General features: G+C 31.0%; 18 protein-coding genes. 3 read left to right on the top strand and 15 right to left on the bottom strand.

All coding sequences use genetic code 11. The features are described from left to right. Positions 1-91: 91 nt before the first annotated feature. From ettA to ACNG5D_RS07425, 7 genes are all read right to left on the bottom strand, one after another. Positions 92-1,783: an energy-dependent translational throttle protein EttA gene (gene ettA, locus ACNG5D_RS07455; RefSeq protein ID WP_418182870.1), complete on the bottom strand. Its 1,692-nt coding sequence runs from the start codon at positions 1,781-1,783 to the stop codon at positions 92-94. A 36-nt stretch (positions 1,784-1,819) separates the two neighbouring features. Next, positions 1,820-2,002: a CAL67264 family membrane protein gene (locus ACNG5D_RS07450; RefSeq protein WP_418182869.1), complete on the bottom strand. Its 183-nt coding sequence runs from the start codon at positions 2,000-2,002 to the stop codon at positions 1,820-1,822. A 106-nt stretch (positions 2,003-2,108) separates the two neighbouring features. Further along, a complete protein-coding gene (locus tag ACNG5D_RS07445; protein WP_418182868.1) occupies positions 2,109-2,825 on the bottom strand; it encodes a pirin family protein in 717 nt (238 codons plus the stop codon). A 14-nt stretch (positions 2,826-2,839) separates the two neighbouring features. Then, complete coding sequence (locus ACNG5D_RS07440; RefSeq protein ID WP_418182867.1) at positions 2,840-3,277, bottom strand: MarR family winged helix-turn-helix transcriptional regulator; 438 nt, start codon at positions 3,275-3,277, stop codon at positions 2,840-2,842. A gap of 5 nt (positions 3,278-3,282) precedes the next feature. Continuing rightward, on the bottom strand, positions 3,283-3,564 hold the full coding sequence (locus tag ACNG5D_RS07435) for a GNAT family N-acetyltransferase (RefSeq protein WP_418182866.1): 282 nt from the start codon (positions 3,562-3,564) through the stop codon (positions 3,283-3,285). 2 nt (positions 3,565-3,566) lie between these two features. Continuing rightward, positions 3,567-4,097 (bottom strand): NADPH-dependent FMN reductase, encoded by a 531-nt coding sequence (locus ACNG5D_RS07430; protein WP_418182865.1) that lies wholly within the window; start codon positions 4,095-4,097, stop codon positions 3,567-3,569. A 13-nt stretch (positions 4,098-4,110) separates the two neighbouring features. Beyond that, on the bottom strand, positions 4,111-4,470 hold the full coding sequence (locus tag ACNG5D_RS07425; protein WP_418182864.1) for a DoxX family protein: 360 nt from the start codon (positions 4,468-4,470) through the stop codon (positions 4,111-4,113). Between the two features lie 144 nt (positions 4,471-4,614). Between ACNG5D_RS07425 and ACNG5D_RS07420 the strand changes: the two genes are divergently transcribed. Both ACNG5D_RS07420 and ACNG5D_RS07415 read left to right on the top strand, forming a co-directional pair. Further along, positions 4,615-6,258, top strand: a complete 1,644-nt coding sequence (locus tag ACNG5D_RS07420) for an acyl-CoA carboxylase subunit beta (protein ID WP_418182863.1) — start codon at positions 4,615-4,617, stop codon at positions 6,256-6,258. A 1-nt stretch (position 6,259) separates the two neighbouring features. Beyond that, on the top strand, positions 6,260-8,056 hold the full coding sequence (locus ACNG5D_RS07415) for a sensor histidine kinase (RefSeq protein ID WP_418182862.1): 1,797 nt from the start codon (positions 6,260-6,262) through the stop codon (positions 8,054-8,056). A 5-nt stretch (positions 8,057-8,061) separates the two neighbouring features. Here the strand turns inward: ACNG5D_RS07415 and sppA are convergent, their stop codons facing one another. The 4 genes from sppA to ACNG5D_RS07395 are packed head-to-tail and all read right to left on the bottom strand — an operon-like array spanning position 8,062 to position 12,923. Next, complete coding sequence (gene sppA / locus ACNG5D_RS07410; protein ID WP_418182861.1) at positions 8,062-9,825, bottom strand: signal peptide peptidase SppA; 1,764 nt, start codon at positions 9,823-9,825, stop codon at positions 8,062-8,064. Between the two features lie 19 nt (positions 9,826-9,844). Beyond that, positions 9,845-10,918, bottom strand: a complete 1,074-nt coding sequence (locus ACNG5D_RS07405; RefSeq protein ID WP_418182860.1) for an AMP-binding protein — start codon at positions 10,916-10,918, stop codon at positions 9,845-9,847. A 5-nt stretch (positions 10,919-10,923) separates the two neighbouring features. Further along, positions 10,924-11,886, bottom strand: a complete 963-nt coding sequence (locus tag ACNG5D_RS07400) for a CPBP family intramembrane glutamic endopeptidase (protein ID WP_418182859.1) — start codon at positions 11,884-11,886, stop codon at positions 10,924-10,926. Continuing rightward, positions 11,886-12,923: an o-succinylbenzoate synthase gene (locus ACNG5D_RS07395; RefSeq protein WP_418183068.1), complete on the bottom strand. Its 1,038-nt coding sequence runs from the start codon at positions 12,921-12,923 to the stop codon at positions 11,886-11,888. Before ACNG5D_RS07395 ends, ACNG5D_RS07400 begins: the two co-directional genes overlap by 1 nt. A 66-nt stretch (positions 12,924-12,989) precedes the next feature. Between ACNG5D_RS07395 and ACNG5D_RS07390 the strand changes: the two genes are divergently transcribed. Next, entirely contained in the window at positions 12,990-13,901 is a 912-nt protein-coding gene (locus tag ACNG5D_RS07390; protein ID WP_418182858.1) for a sterol desaturase family protein, read from the top strand. Between the two features lie 88 nt (positions 13,902-13,989). Here ACNG5D_RS07390 and ACNG5D_RS07385 read toward each other — a convergent pair whose 3' ends face one another. From ACNG5D_RS07385 to ACNG5D_RS07370, 4 genes are read right to left on the bottom strand one after another with little or no spacing between them, the layout of a single operon-like run. After that, on the bottom strand, positions 13,990-14,679 hold the full coding sequence (locus tag ACNG5D_RS07385; RefSeq protein ID WP_418182857.1) for a DUF2490 domain-containing protein: 690 nt from the start codon (positions 14,677-14,679) through the stop codon (positions 13,990-13,992). Between the two features lie 21 nt (positions 14,680-14,700). Beyond that, a complete protein-coding gene (locus tag ACNG5D_RS07380; RefSeq protein WP_418182856.1) occupies positions 14,701-15,378 on the bottom strand; it encodes a metal-dependent hydrolase in 678 nt (225 codons plus the stop codon). Between the two features lie 29 nt (positions 15,379-15,407). Next, the gene (menA, locus tag ACNG5D_RS07375) at positions 15,408-16,328 is read right to left on the bottom strand and encodes a 1,4-dihydroxy-2-naphthoate octaprenyltransferase (protein WP_418182855.1); all 921 of its coding nucleotides are present in this window, start codon (positions 16,326-16,328) and stop codon (positions 15,408-15,410) included. Beyond that, positions 16,316-17,155, bottom strand: coding sequence for a 1,4-dihydroxy-2-naphthoyl-CoA synthase (locus ACNG5D_RS07370; protein WP_418183067.1), 840 nt, complete (start codon positions 17,153-17,155; stop codon positions 16,316-16,318). Before ACNG5D_RS07370 ends, menA begins: the two co-directional genes overlap by 13 nt. Positions 17,156-17,583: the final 428 nt, after the last annotated feature.

Below are 17,583 nucleotides of genomic sequence, written 5' to 3'. Positions count from 1 at the left end.
TTTTCTATTTAATTATTATCCTAAAAAAGAAGTTATTAACAATAAATAACGCCCACATTACTGTGAGCGTTATTAAATATTTTTATTAGGTTTATCGTACTAATTTTTTGTATTTAATTCGTTTTGGCATTAAATCTCCACCAAGGCGTTTCTTTTTATTTTCTTCGTAATCTGAAAAACTACCTTCAAAGAAATAAACTTGGCTATCGCCTTCGAAAGCTAAGATATGTGTACAAATTCTATCTAAAAACCAACGATCGTGACTAATTACTACAGCACAGCCCGCAAAATTTTCTAGGCCTTCTTCTAAAGCTCTTAATGTATTAACATCAAGATCGTTAGTTGGCTCATCTAAAAGCAGTACGTTTCCTTCTTCTTTAAGTGTCATAGCAAGGTGTAAACGGTTTCGTTCTCCACCAGAAAGTAATTTTACTTTTTTATTTTGCTCGCCGCCAGAAAAATTAAAACGACTTAAATAGGCTCTAGAATTTACTTCTTTACCGCCCATTAAAACCAGTTCTTGCTCGTCGCTAAAGTTTTGCCATATTGTTTTTTCTGGGTCTATATTAGCATGACTTTGGTCGACATACGCTATTTTAGCCGTTTCGCCTACAACAAACTCGCCTTTATCTGGTGTTTCTTCTCCCATTATCATTCTAAAAATAGTGGTTTTACCAGCTCCATTTGGACCAATAATACCAACTATTCCTGCTTGAGGAAGGTTAAAGTTTAAATTATCGTACAATAATTTATCGTCGTAACCTTTAGCTACTCCTTTTGCTTCTATAACATTGGTACCCAATCGAGGTCCGTTGGGGATATAAATTTCAAGTTTTTCGTCAAGCTGTTTTTGGTCTTGACTCATTAACTTATCGTAATTTTTTAAACGCGCTTTTTGTTTGGTTTGTCTACCCTTAGCTCCTTGACGTACCCAATCTAACTCGCGCTCTAATGTTTTTTGACGTTTAGAGGCTGTTTTACTCTCTTGAGCCATACGCTTAGATTTTTGGTCTAACCAAGACGAATAATTCCCTTTCCAAGGGATACCTTCTCCTCTATCGAGCTCTAAAATCCATCCTGCAACATTATCTAAAAAGTATCTGTCGTGAGTAACGGCTATTACAGTTCCTTTATACTGTGCCAAATGGTGCTCTAACCAATGTACAGACTCTGCATCTAAGTGGTTTGTAGGTTCATCTAAAAGCAACACATCGGGTTCGCTTAAAAGTAAACGGCATAACGCTACACGACGTTTTTCTCCTCCAGAGAGTACTGCAATTTTTTTATTTCCATCTGGTGTTCGCAATGCATCCATGGCTATTTCCAGCTTCGTATCAAGTTCCCAAGCTCCTGCGGCATCAATTTGATCTTGCAATTCGGCTTGTCTAGCCATTAACTTTTCCATTTTATCTGGGTTAGAGTAAACTTCTTCTAACCCAAATTGGTCGTTAATTTTATTGTATTCGTCAAGAATTGCAACGGTTTCGGCCGCACCTTCTCGTACCACTTCCATAACCGTTTTATCTTCATCTAGTTGCGGTTCTTGCTCTAAATAGCCAACCGAATAATCTTGTAAAAAGGTAACATCGCCTTGAAAATTTTTATCGACCCCTGCTATAATTTTAAGTAATGTAGATTTACCAGAACCATTAAGGCCTAAAATTCCAATTTTTGCCCCATAAAAAAAACTTAAATATATGTTTTTTAATACGGGTGTATTTGCTCCTTGAAATGTCTTGGTTAAACCAGACATTGAAAAAATTACTTTTTTATCGTCACTCATTGTTAAATATTATATTGTTAATTAGTACAAAGCTATTTATACACGACCTTTTAAGGCATTAAATACCCAGGCCACAGCAAAAAAGCCTAAACCTACAGCTCCAAAGCCCCATCCAGCAACATCGTCGTATCTAAAAGCTCCTAATGCCATTAGCAAAAGTCCCATTAAAATCATTATCCATGTTGCCCAAGCTAAAACTGTATTTTTATTCATCGCCATATTCTCTCTTATTTATTAATTGGTTAGTTGAAAAGCAAATATCGTAGTTTTAAATAAAAAAAGCATCTTAAAACGGATGCTTTTTCTATATTAATTAGTACCATTACTATATTGGCACTTCTAAAAACAAAAGCCCAGAGTCTTCATTTGTTTTTATATTAAAACTTGTTGTATTGGATATGCCTATTGCATCTCTTGTTTTTAAAGTATTTTCGTTTATAGAGTAATTACCAAAAATAGTCATTACATAAACACCGTGGTTTTTACTTTTTAACTGGTACTCGAATGTTTTACCCTTATCTAAATCGATTCTTGAAATTAGGGCATCTTGATGAATTTTTAAGCTACTTTCATAATTTTCATCAATAGAACTTACAAGGGTTTGTAGCTTATTTTTTCTTCCTTCTGGATGAAATGTTTTTTGGTCGTAACGCGGCTTTACGTTTTGTCTGTTTGGCATTACCCAAATTTGAAATAAACTTAAATGCTCTGTTCTAGAACCATTAATTTCTGAATGTTGTACACCAGTTCCTGCACTCATAACCTGTACTTCGCCTGGAACAACAGGAATCCATTGTTCTGCCATATTATCCTTATGCTTTAATATACCATTTAACGGAATGGTTATAATTTCCATATTATCATGAGGATGAGTGCCAAACCCCATATTTGGAGCAATTACATCGTCATTAAGTACTCTTAACGCTCCAAATTGAATTTTATCTTTATCAAAATAATTTGCAAAACTAAAGGAATGATTAGCTTGTAACCATCCATGGTTTGCAAATCCTCTTTCTTCTGCTTTATGTATTATGATTTGCATGATTTTATGTTTATTTATCGCATTTTATCAAGTAAATTACTTAATTGTTCGGCTTCATCTTCGGTTAAATTCTTCAATAAATCTCGATTAGAATTTATTGGAATAGATTCTAAAAATTCTATTCCTGCCTTATTAATAGCTATTTTAACAACACGTCTATCTTTTTCTGATGGACACCTATCAATATAGTTTTTGGCACATAGCTTATCCATTAAACGTGTAATATTTGGCGAACGCTCTAGCATTCTATCCTTTATAGTTTGCACATTTAATGGTTTACCTGCGCCTTTTAAAATTCTTAATATATTATACTGTTGCGGTGAAATACCATAGGGTTTAAAAAACTCGTTTTGATGGCTAGATATCCAATTTGCTGTATAAATAATATTTAATAGTGCTTTAACTCTATGGTTTATAAATTTTGAATTAATATCTTTAGATAAATCTCCCATTTTAATTAGGCTAAAACATCGTTATAATTAATATTTTTCTTGAATACTGCTTCTGCAAACGGGCATTGTGGTATAATTTTTATATGCTTAAATCTAGCATAATTAACTGCGGCTTCTACCAACTTATATCCTATACCTTGTCCTTTTAAAGAGCTATTAACTTCTGTATGATCTATAATTATTTTATTAGAACCAGCTTGAGAATATGTCATTTCTGCCATTATAACCTTATTTAATTTGTAATAAAAACGGCCTTTAACTCCTATATTTTCATGCTGAATTTCCATAATTACAATTGCTCTTTAAGTTTCCCTACAAGATCTAACAAGCTAGTATTTAAGTTTTTATCAATAATTTTTTCGTCTTTAAAATTATCATCAAATGAAGGAAAACTAAAATCGGCAATAATATTTCCTCCCATAAAAGGGAAACGACCTTTAGCTATTTCTAATACGGTAGCACCACCTCTTGCTCCTGGAGAGGTTGCCATTAACAACATAGGTTTTTCACTCCATAATTTCCCATCAATTCTAGACATCCAATCAAATAAATTTTTAAAAGCTACCGAATATGCACCATTATGCTCGGCTAAAGATAGTATGATACCATCAGATTTTTTTATAACTTCTAAAAACTTATGCGCGTTATCTGGTATCCCTTTTTCGGCTTCTAAATCGATGCCATAAACAGGCAATTCAAAATCATTTAAATCTAAAATTGTTATTTCAACATTATCAACTAAACTAGCTGCATATTTAGCCAATTGTTTATTTATTGATGTTTTGCTGTTACTCCCCGCAAATGCTAATATTTTTTTCATTTATAATTTTATTTTATTGTTTATTTAATTTTTTATAATAAATATAAGAGACTAATAATGCTAGTAAAGCTACTACAGCTGTTGCTTGCTGGCCATCGCCTATCATGTAATGTGCAAAAAATGCTAATATAAATGCATAAAAATATCCTGCATAAACCCACTCTTTTAGTACTTTAAAACCTGGCACCCAAACAACTATTAGCCCAATTAATTTTACTATTGCGTATGGATATATTAAATAAGTTGGATACCCAAACCCCTCAAAAGCTCCTTTTATCATTTCATGCTTAAAAAAATACATGCTAGCCGAAAACAACATAACAAGAGTTAAAATACTTGTTGCTGTGTAGTATATAATTTTATCTCGTTTCATTTTTTTTCATAAAAATTATAATGCAAATATATTACAATTAAATTTATATTCCAAGGAATATAATTCCATGTAAATTAATTTAACAAAATATTCACTTTTAATACAGGAATTGGTTTTGTAAATTCGTAACAAATAAAAAAACCTATGGACATTAACTTCAATAAAAACGAAGACTATAATAAACTTTTAGTTTCAGATTTAAAAAAACGCCTTGCAAAAGTAAGTTTAGGTGGTGGTAAATCGCGTATAGAAAAGCACAAAAGCAAAGGAAAAATGACTGCTAGAGAACGTATAGATTACCTATTAGATGCTCATTCTAAAAGTATAGAAATAGCCGCTTTTGCAGGAGAAGATATGTACAAAGAACATGGCGGATGCCCTTCTGGTGGTGTTGTTGTTAAAATGGGTTATGTTAAAGGCAAACAATGTATTGTTGTTGCTAATGATGCTACTGTTAAAGCTGGCGCATGGTTTCCTATTACAGGTAAAAAGAATTTACGCGCTCAAGAAATAGCTATTGAAAACAAATTACCTATCATATATTTGGTAGACTCTGCAGGTGTTTATTTGCCAATGCAAGATGAAATTTTTCCAGATAAAGAACATTTTGGACGTATATTTAGAAACAATGCCGTAATGAGTAGTATGGGAATTACTCAAATAGCTGCTGTAATGGGGAGTTGTGTTGCCGGAGGTGCTTATTTACCTATTATGAGTGATGAAGCTTTAATTGTTGATAAAACTGGTAGTATTTTTTTAGCAGGAAGCTACCTTGTTAAAGCTGCTATAGGTGAAAGTATTGATAACGAAACTCTAGGCGGCGCAACCACACATTGCGAAGTTTCTGGAGTTACCGACTATAAAGCTAAAGATGATGCTGATGCTTTAGATACTATAAAAAACATCATGGATAAAATAGGAGATTTTGATAAAGCAGGTTTTAATCGCGTTGCTTCAAAATTGCCAAAAGAAAACCCTCAAGATATTTATGGCTTATTACCTAAAAGTCGTGCCGATCAATACGATATGTATGAGATTATTAAACGTTTGGTTGATAACTCTGAGTATGATGAGTACAAAGCCGGTTACGGACAAACCATTATAACTTGCTATGCACGTATTGATGGTTGGGCGGTTGGTATTGTTGCTAACCAGCGCAAACTTGTTAAAACCAAAGGCTCTAAAACTAAACCCACAGAAATGCAATTTGGTGGTGTTATTTATAACGACTCGGCTGATAAAGCTACCCGTTTTATAGCCAATTGTAACCAGAAAAAAATTCCTTTAGTATTTTTACAAGATGTTACAGGTTTTATGGTTGGTAGCAAGAGTGAACATTCTGGCATTATAAAAGATGGTGCTAAAATGGTAAATGCCGTTAGCAATTCTGTAGTACCAAAATTTACTGTTGTAATTGGCAATAGTTATGGGGCAGGAAATTATGCCATGTGCGGAAAAGCATACGACCCAAGGCTTATTTTTGCTTGGCCTAGTGCAGAATTGGCGGTAATGAGTGGAAATTCTGCTGCAAAAGTTTTACTTCAAATTGAAAAAGCATCACTAGAAAAACAAGGTGAAACCTTTACAAAAGAAAAAGAAGAAGAACTATACAACAAAATTAAAGCTCGTTACGACAACCAAGTTTCGCCTTATTATGCAGCAGCAAGAATTTGGACCGATGCCATAATTAACCCCTTAGACACTCGTACTTGGATTAGCATGGGTATTGAAGCCGCTAACCACGCTCCTATTGAAAAACCTTTTAACTTAGGTGTTTTACAGGTTTAATATGAGAATAGCATCGTGTAATTTTATATTTTTTTTATTTGTAATAAGTCCTTTTTGTTTTTCTCAAAACCATAAAATTTCCGATTCTTTTTACAATTCAATATTTTCTGGTAATTGGTCTAAATCGCACCGTTTACTCGAAAATTATAAAAATGAAATACATGATGTAAATGGCAAAGCTAAATACAATTATTATAAAGGCTACCTGTTATTACAAAAAGGCGATTATTTAGAATCTTACAAATCCCTTCTTAAATCCAGAACATATTGTGTTGAAAACAACCTTTTAAAAGATCAAGCTAAAGCGGAATCTAGATTAATAGAATGTATTTATTTGTTAGATAACAGGAATTTATCCTCTGAAGTAATTAATATTATTAGCATAGAAGAGTTAATTATTTCTACTTGCAATATTGCTGAGAAATTAGATGATGATGATATTCGAATTCATTGCGAGTATAATAGTTCTACACGAGCAGAAAACTTAAAAAATTTTAATTTAAGTTTAAAACACGCTAAAAATATAGGTGAAATATATCTAAAACAGAACGATACTGCGAGATATATTGCCAACCTACTAAATGTAGCTCCAACTTTAAACAAGCTAAAACAATATGAAGAAGCCATTAAAACATTAAACATCGCTGAATATTATTATGATAAAAATGAAAGTAAAAACTATAGAAATCGAATTCTTGTATACTCCCATAAATCTGACCAATATTACTTTTTAAATAAATTAGATAGCGCTTTAATTAATATAAATAAAGCTAAAAAGCTATTAAACAACTATAACAATATAGATTATAAAGTTTTCGTTTACGAACAATTAAGCGATATTTATGAGAAAAAAGACAATTATAAAGAAGCCTTTTTAGCATCAAAAAAACTTGAAGAATTTAGAGATAGTATTCAATACCAAAATTTAATTAAAGATATTGGAGATATAAAAACTAAATATGAAAGTGCAGAAAAAGAAAAAGAAAATCTGCTTCTAAAAAGTAAACATCAAAAATCAAAATATCAAATTTATGCGCTTGTTGGTCTTATTGTATTTAGCTGTTTCATAGGTTTTATTTTGTTTTCTAACTCTAAAAAAAATCAACTTCTTATTATTAAAGAAAAAGAACTTGAAAAGGAACAGTATGACCGGCTTTTAAAAGATTTAGAATTAAAAAGTATAGATGCCATGATTTCTGGACAAGAAAAAGAACGGAAAAAAATTGCTGAAGACTTACATGATAATTTAGGAAGCTCTTTAACTACCGTTAAATTGTACTTTGAAACCTTAAAAGATCATGTTAAAACGAAAGAATTAAAAATTATAAAAAAAACAGATCTTTTACTTAATGAAATTTATGAGAAAATAAGATTTATGTCTCATTCTAGGCAAAATGCTAATTTATTAACCAAAGGTTTAATTCCTGCTGTTAAAGATTTAGCCAATAAAATTTCTGAAAGCAATAAAATTGAAGTTATTGTTGCACATCATGTTGAAAACAAAACTCTTGAAAACAGCTTAGAATTAAATCTGTTTAGAATTCTTCAAGAACTATTAACAAATGCCATAAAACATTCAAAAGCAAAAAACATTACTATTAATATTACATCATTTGAAAATTCTATTAATCTTCTAGTTGAAGATAACGGAATTGGATTTGAAATAAAAAAAGCTACATCAAAAAACGGTATTGGTTTTAATAATATAAAAAAAAGAGTAAAAAATTATGGAGGCAAAATAAAAATTGAAAGCCTTATTAATCATGGTTCCTCAATTAGTATTGATATTCCAATATAATTATTTTACTTAATATCTACACCAAAAGGGAACAATAACTGGACGCCTTTTTTTTGCGATATGGATTTTATTTCTTTATAAATTTTATAATGGGCTTCACCTAACTCTTCTTTTAAAATAGTTTCTTTAGTTTTTGCTAATCCAAAACTTTGAAGCATTTTATCTAAGTCTTTTTCATAAACTGGGAATTCTTTAATTTGATAGTTCTCAATCTCAGCAGCTTCAGCAGCGTATTTCAATGCTAAGTCTAAACCTCCTAACGCATCAACTAAACCATTGTTTAGTGCATCTGTACCTATCCAAACACGCCCTTGAGCAATATTTTCAACGTGTTCTTTTGTTAAATTTCTTCCTTGCATTACTCGAGTTGTAAACAACTCGTAAATATCTAAAATACCTTCTTTAATAAACTCACGTTGTGTATTACTTAAAGGCTCGAAAAAACTATACGTTACAGCATTTTTATTGGTAACAACCTGCTCGGCATTTATTCCCATATTTTCTGCCAATTCTTTGCCATTTGGCAACATACCAAACACGCCTATACTCCCTGTAATTGTTGTTGGTTGAGCAATTATTTTATTAGCATTACTTGCTATATAATACCCTCCAGATGCAGCCATATCTCCCATTGAGACAATTACGGGCTTTACTTTTTTAGTTAACTCTATTTCGCGCCATATAAGTTCGCTTGCCAATGCGCTACCGCCTGGCGAATTAATTCGCAAAACTATTGCTTTAACTCGGTTATCAAGCCTAGCATCTTGTAATGATTTACTCATAAGACCCTGACCTACAAAACCCTCATCGCCTTCGCCATAAACAATATCGCCTTCGGCATAAATAACAGCTATTCTATTTTTATTATAGTTTCTATTTATTTTTTTTGCTGCATGTTCTGCATAATCAGTAACAGTTATAATATTTAAGTCTTCGTTATCATTAATTCCAATATTATATCGCATTCCTGCAATATATTGGTCATGGTAAGCAATTTTATCTATTAGGTTTGATGCCTTTGCTAATTTTGGGTTTCTTGCCAATAAACTATCTGCAATTATATGTAATCTATCTACAGAGATATTTCTGCTATTAGAAATATCAGATTTCATTTCGCTCCATAGTGAGTTTAAATACACAGAAATTTGTTCTCTGTTATTATCGCTCATTTTATTAGCTATAAAAGGTTCTACAGCACTTTTATACTTACCCAGTCTTACAACTTCCATTTTAAAACCAGACTTGTCTTGAAAATCTTTAAAATATAAACGTTCGGAATACAAGCCTTTAAACTCCATCATTCCTGCTGGGTTTAAATAAATAGTATCTGAAACCGAACTTAAATAGTAGTCTTTTTGAGAATATATATCGCCATAAGACACAATAAATTTTCCAGATTCCTTAAATTTTAATAACGCCTCTCGTAAAGCTTTGATTTGCGAAATTCCGGCATTTATAAAATTGTTGTCAATTGAAATTCCTTTAATTTTATCATCAGATGCCGCATAATTTATAGCATCAATAATATTAAAAAGTCCGTTTTTTCTATGTTCATTTAAAAAAGGATATTCAGCAAATTCGGTTTTGCCTGCATAGTCTTTAATTGGAAAATCGAGTGTTAACTCTAAAACCGAGTTTGGTTTTACTTTTACTGTTTGGTCTGTACTAGGCCCCAATAAAGCACCAATTATAAAGAGCCCGAAAAAACAAATGATTAGAAATACAAAAATACCTGTAACGGTAGATAATACGCGTTTAATAAAACCCATAATTTATTTTAATATGTTATTATGTTAAGTTTAAAACCTCTAAGGTTTTGTTTCGATGAATTTTACCCGATTTAGTTTCTTTAAATTTAGGTATAAAATGAATTTCCTTAGGTTTTTCATACTTATCTAAAGTTTTAAAAATGGTATTATCAATATCTCTTTTTTCTCCTTCTATAATAAGAATAAGTTTATCGCCTAAGGTATCATCGTTTCTAGAAGCGATAAAGAATTCGCCATCTATTTTATCTTGAAGTTTAGTTTCTATTTGCTCTGGATATAGCTTTATTCCTCCAGAGTTTATAACATTATCAAAACGCCCTAGCCACTCGAAACTAGAATCTGATAACACATTAACAATATCGTTAGTAACAATTTTATTGTCAGATAGTTTAGGTGCTTCAATAACTAAGCAACCTCTATCGTCTTTAGATACTTTAATTCCTGGTAGTGTTGTAAATGTTTTTTCATCATCATTTCCAGAAAAGTTATTAAGTTTTTTAACGGCTATATGCGATACGGTTTCTGTCATCCCATAGGTTTCATATACGTTAGGTTTTTTATCTTTTATTAAATCGGCTATAGCCTTAGATACTCTACCACCACCAACAATTACGGTTTTTATGCTTTTTAAATATTTAGCAAAATTTTTAAGTTGCATAGGTGTAAAAGCAGAAAAGGTATAATCTTTTTCGTAATCAATTAAAGGTAATGCTGCTGGCTCTACCATATCGAGTTCTAAACCTAAAACTATGGCTCTTACAATAGTCATTTTACCCGCTATAAAATTTGATGGTAAACAATGTAAAATTTTATCGCCTGGTTTTAAATTAAAAAAATTGCCTGTTGCTATGGCCGAGTTTACCATAGCTTGCTTTTTTATTTTTATTTTTTTTGGTTTTCCTGTAGAGCCCGATGTTTTTACTATAACATAATCTTTTTCGTCTAACCAATCTAATAGAAAATTCCCTAATTCTTGTTGGTATGGTAAACCTTCTTTAACATAACTGTATGCAACTTCCATAAGGTCGTCGTACTTATAATTTAAATTATCTAGTTTAAATTTTAAGTGAACATTCTTATAATTTGGTGTCATATATTTTAATCTAAAATTTTATAATTATCTTTTGGCGGCTCTACTACATTTCCTAAAAGCTTGTCTTTCCAATTAGTCCATTTATATTTTTTTGAAAGTATAAATAATAAAATAGGAAACACAACAAAAACGGGCATAAATATTTCAGCCAATGCCATTTTTGATGGGTCTGATAAATCTCTTAATACAGAGTGTGTTTGAAATGCTGTCCAGTCTGCAGTTACCAATAACGCTGTAAATAAATTATTAGCGGCATGAAAGCCTAAAGCTAACTCTAAACCATCATCCATAAGCGTAATAATTCCTAAAAACAGTCCAGTACCAATGTAATATACCATAATTACTAGGCCTAATTTTTCAACCTCTGGGTTAGCTAAATGCATTAATCCAAAGCCAATTGATGTAATTAATAACGGTAACCATTTATTTTTAAAAAGAACGCCAAAACCTTGCATTAAATATCCTCTAAAAAAGTATTCTTCAAAGCTTGTTTGTAACGGAATTAATAATATTGCAATAATAGCTAGGATTAAAAATGGTTGAAGCTTGAAATTAAATTCATAATCTTCTGGGCTCATGTAATAATCTAGTAATACAAAACTACTGGAAACTAAGCCCCATAAAATAAATATAAACCAAAAACGTTTCCAATCTATTTTCTTCCTAGCTGTAGTTAACTTAGTTATAGATAACTTATGTAAAAATTTAGATGTTAAAAGCACGCCTAATAACCCCAAGGCGAAAGACAACAACATTAATAGTAAAAATAAATTGCTTCCTAAAACCTCAATCATTTGCGGTATAGTTGTTGGCATATTTACCGATGGGTTTCCTAATACTTTAACCGCTATTACAATACCTAAAGGTATCATACCTATTAATTGCCATGCAAAAAAAACAATTACAACACCAATTATATATCTCCATATGTCGTGTAATCCTTTATAAGCTTGTTGTATGTAATCCATTATTTAAAATTAAATTTCCAATTAACGTTTTTTCTATATTGCAATGTACCATTTTTTACTTGCAATGGACATTCAAAATTATTTGTAAATAAACTTCCTGTACCAAGACCTTGGGGTAAATTACTTTTTTTAGTATAAGTATATTGTGCAATGGCATTTAGCCCAACATTACTCTCTAATGCACTAGTTATCCACCAACCAATATTTTTCTTTTCTGCCATAGTAATCCACTCGTTACTTCCAGAAAAGCCGCCTACTAAACTAGGTTTTAAAATTATGTATTGCGGCTTTATGGTTTGTAGTAAATCTTGTTTATTTGTTACATTAAAAACACCTATTAACTCTTCATCTAAAGCAATTGGTAATGGTGTTTTTTCGCAAAGCGAAGCCATTGCTTCTAATTGTCCTTGTTTTATAGGTTGTTCTATGGAATGTAAATCTAAATCAGATAAAATTTTAAGTTTTTCTAATGCTTTGTCTGGATGAAAAGCTCCATTAGCATCCACACGCAGTTCAATGTCTTTTAAAGAAAACTCTTTTCTTATAGATTTTAATAAATTAATTTCTGTTTGAAAATCTATAGCTCCTATTTTCATTTTAATGCATGTAAAACCTGCTTGAATTTTATCGGTAATTTGCTGTCTCATAAAATTTTCGCTTCCCATCCAAATTAATCCATTAATTGGAATAGAGGCTTTACTTTGCGTAAATTTTGATGGGTACAACTCAAAAGGATTTTCTTTTTTTACCGAATTAAAAGCCATTTCTAAACCAAATTGAATACTAGGAAATGCTTCAAGTTCTAACAATAGTTTTTCTAAACCTAAATTTATATTGTTGCAAACCCAATTGAGTTTTTCTTCATAATCGGGCCTATCATCGATTGATAAACCTCTAAAAACAGCACATTCGCCAATACCAATTTTATCAGCTAATTGAATTTGAATAAACCAAGTTTCTTTGGTTTTTAATATACCACGAGATGTTCCGCTGGCTTGTTTAAAATTTAAAATATACTGTTTATAATGTGCAACCATATAGTCTTCAAAAATAATCAATAAAAATGTTTAATTTGTATTCCTTTTAAAACTAATTTTAAAGTAATGCTTACACCAGAGTTTCCAAACATTATTCTTTTTGCCATTCCATTTTTTATTATAGCTATGTTGCTTGAATTATTTGTTTCAATAAAACAGGGCGCAAATTTGTACCAAAAAAAAGATGCAATTGCTTCTATAACAATGGGACTTGGCAATGTTTTTCTTGGTTATTTTAGTAAAGCTGTTGTATTGTTTTCATTTTTACTTATTTATCAAAATTTTAGATTTTTTACTATACCTATAACATGGTGGAGTTTTATGCTTATCTTTTTTGCTGATGATATTTCATACTATTGGTTTCATCGAATTTCGCATGAATGTCGGTTATTTTGGGCTTCGCATGTTGTGCATCATTCATCGGAACATTATAATTTAAGTACGGCATTAAGACAAACGTGGTCTGGTAGTTTTTATACTTTTATTTTTTGGTTATGGTTACCATTAATAGGTTTTCATCCGGCTATGATTATGCTACAAATGTCTATAAGTTTACTATATCAATTTTGGATTCACACAGAAACTATAAACAAAATGCCCAAATGGTTTGAAATGGTAATGAATACGCCTTCTCACCACAGAGTACACCACGGTAGCAACCCTATTTATTTAGATAGAAACCATGCGGGTATTCTAATTATTTGGGATAAATTTTTTGGAACCTTTCAGCCAGAACTTAAAAACGAGAAAGCCGTATATGGTCTAGTAAAAAATATTAATACATACAACCCTATTAAAATTGCTTTTGCAGAATGGATTTATATGTTTAAAGATGTGTTTTCTGGTAAAAAATCTATAACCAATAGATTTTTATATTTTATAAAACCACCTGGTTGGCGACATGATGGCTCTGGCAAAACTAGTAATGATTTAAGAAACCTGTGGTTGAAACAAAAAAAAGATGATTTAAAAACATAAAACGCTTCAAAGATTAACTTTACACAAATTACTAGAAATAAAGTTAATTTTTAAAGCGTTTAGCGCTAGGTATACTAATAAAATAAACCTAAAAACTATGATGTAAACTTAATTGCATTTGTCCTTTTCCTAAGTTTACTGTTTTTTGATTCATCCAGGCTAACTGAATTTTCATTTTAGGGTTTAAAACATAGCCTAAACCTAAGTAAGTTCTGTTTCTATCAAACAACTCCACTTCTCTATTATCGCCAATATTGGTTTGTCCATTAATAAAAAGCTCGTTATATAATGCAACGTAATAAGTTTTTTCGGTTAAAGCTGAATTATTTAAAGGGATATTCAAGAATAAATTATAACGATAGCGCGTTCTAAAATCTTGATTTTCTACAAAGCGTTGCTCGTATCTAAATCTATGGGTAAAATATAGGCGTTTACCTAATTTTTGAGGAATAAGAGCTTCTTGATAAATTCTACTCTCTGTACTGGTTTCGTTACTATCACCAAATTGTCCTGTTGTAATATTACCATATCCTAATGTAAGTAACACATTTGCGCTTTTAGGTTTGTATGTTAATCCAGAGCGAATTAAAAGCTGCTCTAAATCGCCTCCTAAATTCCAGTTTCGATATTGTATATCTCCTTGAATTCCAAATTGACTGTCTTTAAATTGATGCTTGAAAAAATACATATACCAAGCACCTGTTTTACACTCGTCTACCTGTGCATTTGTAATATTATAAATTGAAAATATGGTAAGTATTAAAATTATTTTTTTCATAAAATGTGTATGTGTGATAAATTATAATTCTATGTGCTGCCCTATATCTAGCAACATTAAATCTTTATTTTTTTCAAAGAATTTTCGTTTTGCTTCTTCATGATCTATTTCTATATAACCAAATGTATCGAAATGATAGCCTAAAACCTTATCACATTCAATAAAATCGCTTGCCAGAATAGCATCATCAATACCCATAGTAAAATTATCGCCAATAGGTAATATTGCTAAATCTAGCTTGGTTTGCAGAGGTATTAATTTCATATCGAAAGTTAAAGCAGTATCTCCAGCAATATAAATGTTTTTATGTTCGCCTTCAATTACAAAACCGCCTGGTTGCCCTCCGTAGCTACCATCTGGAAACGAAGAGGTGTGTATTGCGTTTACGTATTTAACTGTACCAAACTCGAAATCCCATTTACCTCCATGATTCATAGGGTGCCCATCTATTCCTAAAGTGCTAAAATGGTTTACAATTTCGAAATTAGAAACAACAATGGCACCTGTACGTTTAGCTATAGCTTCTACATCAACAATATGATCTTGGTGTGCATGAGTTACTAAAATATAATCTGCTTTAAGCGTATTAATATCTACTTGCGATGCTTTTTCATTTGGTGTTATAAAAGGATCTACAAGAATATTAATATCTTTTATTTGAATTCCTAAACTTGCATGACCGTAAAATGTAATTTTCATTTGATGAAATTTTAAAGTTTAAAAAATATTTAAAATGGAAGTAAATGCCCTATTCCTAGTAAAATAGCTAATAATACTGTTGTTAATGCTAATTTTTTTAGCTCTGGGTCTAATAATTTGGGATCTTGATTATTTTTAACCCTTTTTAAATGCATAAGTAAAGGCAAATAAGTAATCATGTATATTAAATTATAATAAGAGGTAAAGTATAACACCCCAAATAATATAGATATTACAATTGCTCCAATAATTAATATGTTATGATAACGCTTTACTTTTTTTTCGCCAAATTTAACAGCTAAAGTAATTTTATTGGCTTTTTTATCTGTTAGCCTATCGCGCATATTATTTAAATTTAAAACCGCTGTACTTAATAAACCAATTGTAATAGCTGGTAAAAATGTAACATGGTCTAGTTTTTTTGTAAATAATACATAACAACCTATAACACTTATTAAGCCAAAAAAAACAAAAACAAAAATATCGCCTAAGCCTTTATACCCAAAAGCGTTATTACCCATAGTATAACGAATTGCTGCAACTATAGAGCATATAGCCAATAGAAAAAAGAAAATAGTAAGAAAAAAATGTTTTACTCCAAAGGCAAAAAATATAAGAGCAAAAGCAAACATAATAGATATAACTATATTTAACTTTATGGCATTAAAGAGTTCTTCGGGTGTTATACTTCCAGATTGTATGGCTCGTTTAGGCCCAATTCTATCTTCGTTATCTGTTCCTTTAACACCATCTCCATAATCATTAGCTAAATTAGAAAGTATTTGAAAACTAAGCGTAGTACATATTGCTAGAATAAAAATATCCCATTTAAAAGCGCCATTATAATGAGCTAGACAAGCAGCTAAAATTATGCCTGCAATAGATAGCGGTAAAGTACGCAATCGCATTGCAGATATCCAAGTAGAAACATTTTGCATTAAGGAATCCATTTTTTATCAAAATTAGGTTTGCGCTTTTCTAGAAAAGCGTCTCTACCCTCTTTGGCTTCATCTGTCATATAAGCCAAACGTGTTGCTTCACCTGCAAATACTTGTTGCCCAACCATACCATCGTCTGTTAAATTCATGGCAAATTTTAACATTTTTATAGACGTAGGAGATTTAGCTAATATTTCTTGAGCCCATGTGTATGCTGTACTTTCTAATTCGTTATGAGGAATTACCGCGTTAACCATTCCCATGTCGTATGCTTCTTGTGCCGAATAATTTCTTCCTAAGAAAAAGATTTCTCTTGCCTTTTTTTGCCCAACCATTTTTGCTAAATAAGCCGACCCATAGCCGCCATCAAAACTTGTAACATCGGCATCGGTTTGTTTAAAAATAGCGTGTTCTTTACTGGCCAATGTTAAATCGCAAACCACATGCAAACTGTGTCCGCCACCAACGGCCCAACCAGGCACAACGGCTATTACAGCTTTTGGCATAAACCGAATTAAACGCTGCACTTCTAAAATATTTAAACGATGGTAACCATCATCGCCAACATAGCCTTGATGACCTCTTGCCTTTTGGTCGCCACCGCTACAAAACGAATAAACGCCATCTTTTGTCGATGGGCCTTCTGCCGATAATAATACAACACCTATATTTACATCTTCATTTGCATCATAAAATGCATCATATAATTCGCTTGTTGTTTTTGGGCGAAAAGCATTCCGAACATTTGGTCTATTAAATGCTATTCTAGCTACACCATTACACTTTTTATAAGTGATATCTTCATACTCTTTAACAACTACCCATTCAGGTTGATTCATCATATACTTTTATTTTAGCCAAAAATAAATTTATTTAATTAAAAGAACGTTTTCATTTCAAAAAACTTTTAAAAGATAATAATTGCCATATAACCACCATAATATTAGCAATTCTGTTATAAAATTACATAGTACGCAATAAAATACTTAAGGTGTTATTAAGACAACAAGTTTTTAGTTATGAAATTAGATAAATAACAAAAATAACAGAATACGTACATATGCGTATTGTTTGTAGTCGTTTATTTGTTAATTTTGTACCTTAAATTATTAGATATTAACATTTTATTAGTAAAAAATTGTCATTTATCGAAAATAAATGTATTTTGCCGATTATTTAAACCCAATTGCCTATGTTATTAACAATTACTCTAATTCTTACTGGACTTGTAATCGTAAATTTACTACTACTTAAATTTAGTTGCAAT

The sequence above is a fragment of the Algibacter ulvanivorans genome (genome assembly GCF_048381495.1).
Lineage (GTDB): Bacteria > Bacteroidota > Bacteroidia > Flavobacteriales > Flavobacteriaceae > Algibacter_B > Algibacter_B ulvanivorans.
Note: the sequence above shows the minus strand (reverse complement) of the source record. Positions and strands in the feature narration are given on the sequence as shown.

Excerpts from the sequence above, each read along its gene's own strand:
- ACNG5D_RS07380 (WP_418182856.1), bottom strand. The coding sequence starts at position 15,378 with ATGAAAATTACATTTTACGGTCATGCAAGTTTAGGAATTCAAATAAAA.
- ACNG5D_RS07385 (WP_418182857.1), bottom strand. The coding sequence starts at position 14,679 with ATGAAAAAAATAATTTTAATACTTACCATATTTTCAATTTATAATATT.
- menA (WP_418182855.1), bottom strand. The coding sequence starts at position 16,328 with ATGGATTCCTTAATGCAAAATGTTTCTACTTGGATATCTGCAATGCGA.
- ACNG5D_RS07415 (WP_418182862.1), top strand. The coding sequence starts at position 6,260 with ATGAGAATAGCATCGTGTAATTTTATATTTTTTTTATTTGTAATAAGT.
- ACNG5D_RS07390 (WP_418182858.1), top strand. The coding sequence starts at position 12,990 with ATGCTTACACCAGAGTTTCCAAACATTATTCTTTTTGCCATTCCATTT.
- ettA (WP_418182870.1), bottom strand. The coding sequence starts at position 1,783 with ATGAGTGACGATAAAAAAGTAATTTTTTCAATGTCTGGTTTAACCAAG.
- ACNG5D_RS07400 (WP_418182859.1), bottom strand. The coding sequence starts at position 11,886 with ATGGATTACATACAACAAGCTTATAAAGGATTACACGACATATGGAGA.
- ACNG5D_RS07395 (WP_418183068.1), bottom strand. The coding sequence starts at position 12,923 with ATGGTTGCACATTATAAACAGTATATTTTAAATTTTAAACAAGCCAGC.
- sppA (WP_418182861.1), bottom strand. The coding sequence starts at position 9,825 with ATGGGTTTTATTAAACGCGTATTATCTACCGTTACAGGTATTTTTGTA.
- ACNG5D_RS07420 (WP_418182863.1), top strand. The coding sequence starts at position 4,615 with ATGGACATTAACTTCAATAAAAACGAAGACTATAATAAACTTTTAGTT.
- ACNG5D_RS07440 (WP_418182867.1), bottom strand. The coding sequence starts at position 3,277 with ATGGGAGATTTATCTAAAGATATTAATTCAAAATTTATAAACCATAGA.
- ACNG5D_RS07450 (WP_418182869.1), bottom strand. The coding sequence starts at position 2,002 with ATGGCGATGAATAAAAATACAGTTTTAGCTTGGGCAACATGGATAATG.
- ACNG5D_RS07425 (WP_418182864.1), bottom strand. The coding sequence starts at position 4,470 with ATGAAACGAGATAAAATTATATACTACACAGCAACAAGTATTTTAACT.
- ACNG5D_RS07430 (WP_418182865.1), bottom strand. The coding sequence starts at position 4,097 with ATGAAAAAAATATTAGCATTTGCGGGGAGTAACAGCAAAACATCAATA.
- ACNG5D_RS07405 (WP_418182860.1), bottom strand. The coding sequence starts at position 10,918 with ATGACACCAAATTATAAGAATGTTCACTTAAAATTTAAACTAGATAAT.
- ACNG5D_RS07435 (WP_418182866.1), bottom strand. The coding sequence starts at position 3,564 with ATGGAAATTCAGCATGAAAATATAGGAGTTAAAGGCCGTTTTTATTAC.
- ACNG5D_RS07445 (WP_418182868.1), bottom strand. The coding sequence starts at position 2,825 with ATGCAAATCATAATACATAAAGCAGAAGAAAGAGGATTTGCAAACCAT.
- ACNG5D_RS07370 (WP_418183067.1), bottom strand. The coding sequence starts at position 17,155 with ATGAATCAACCTGAATGGGTAGTTGTTAAAGAGTATGAAGATATCACT.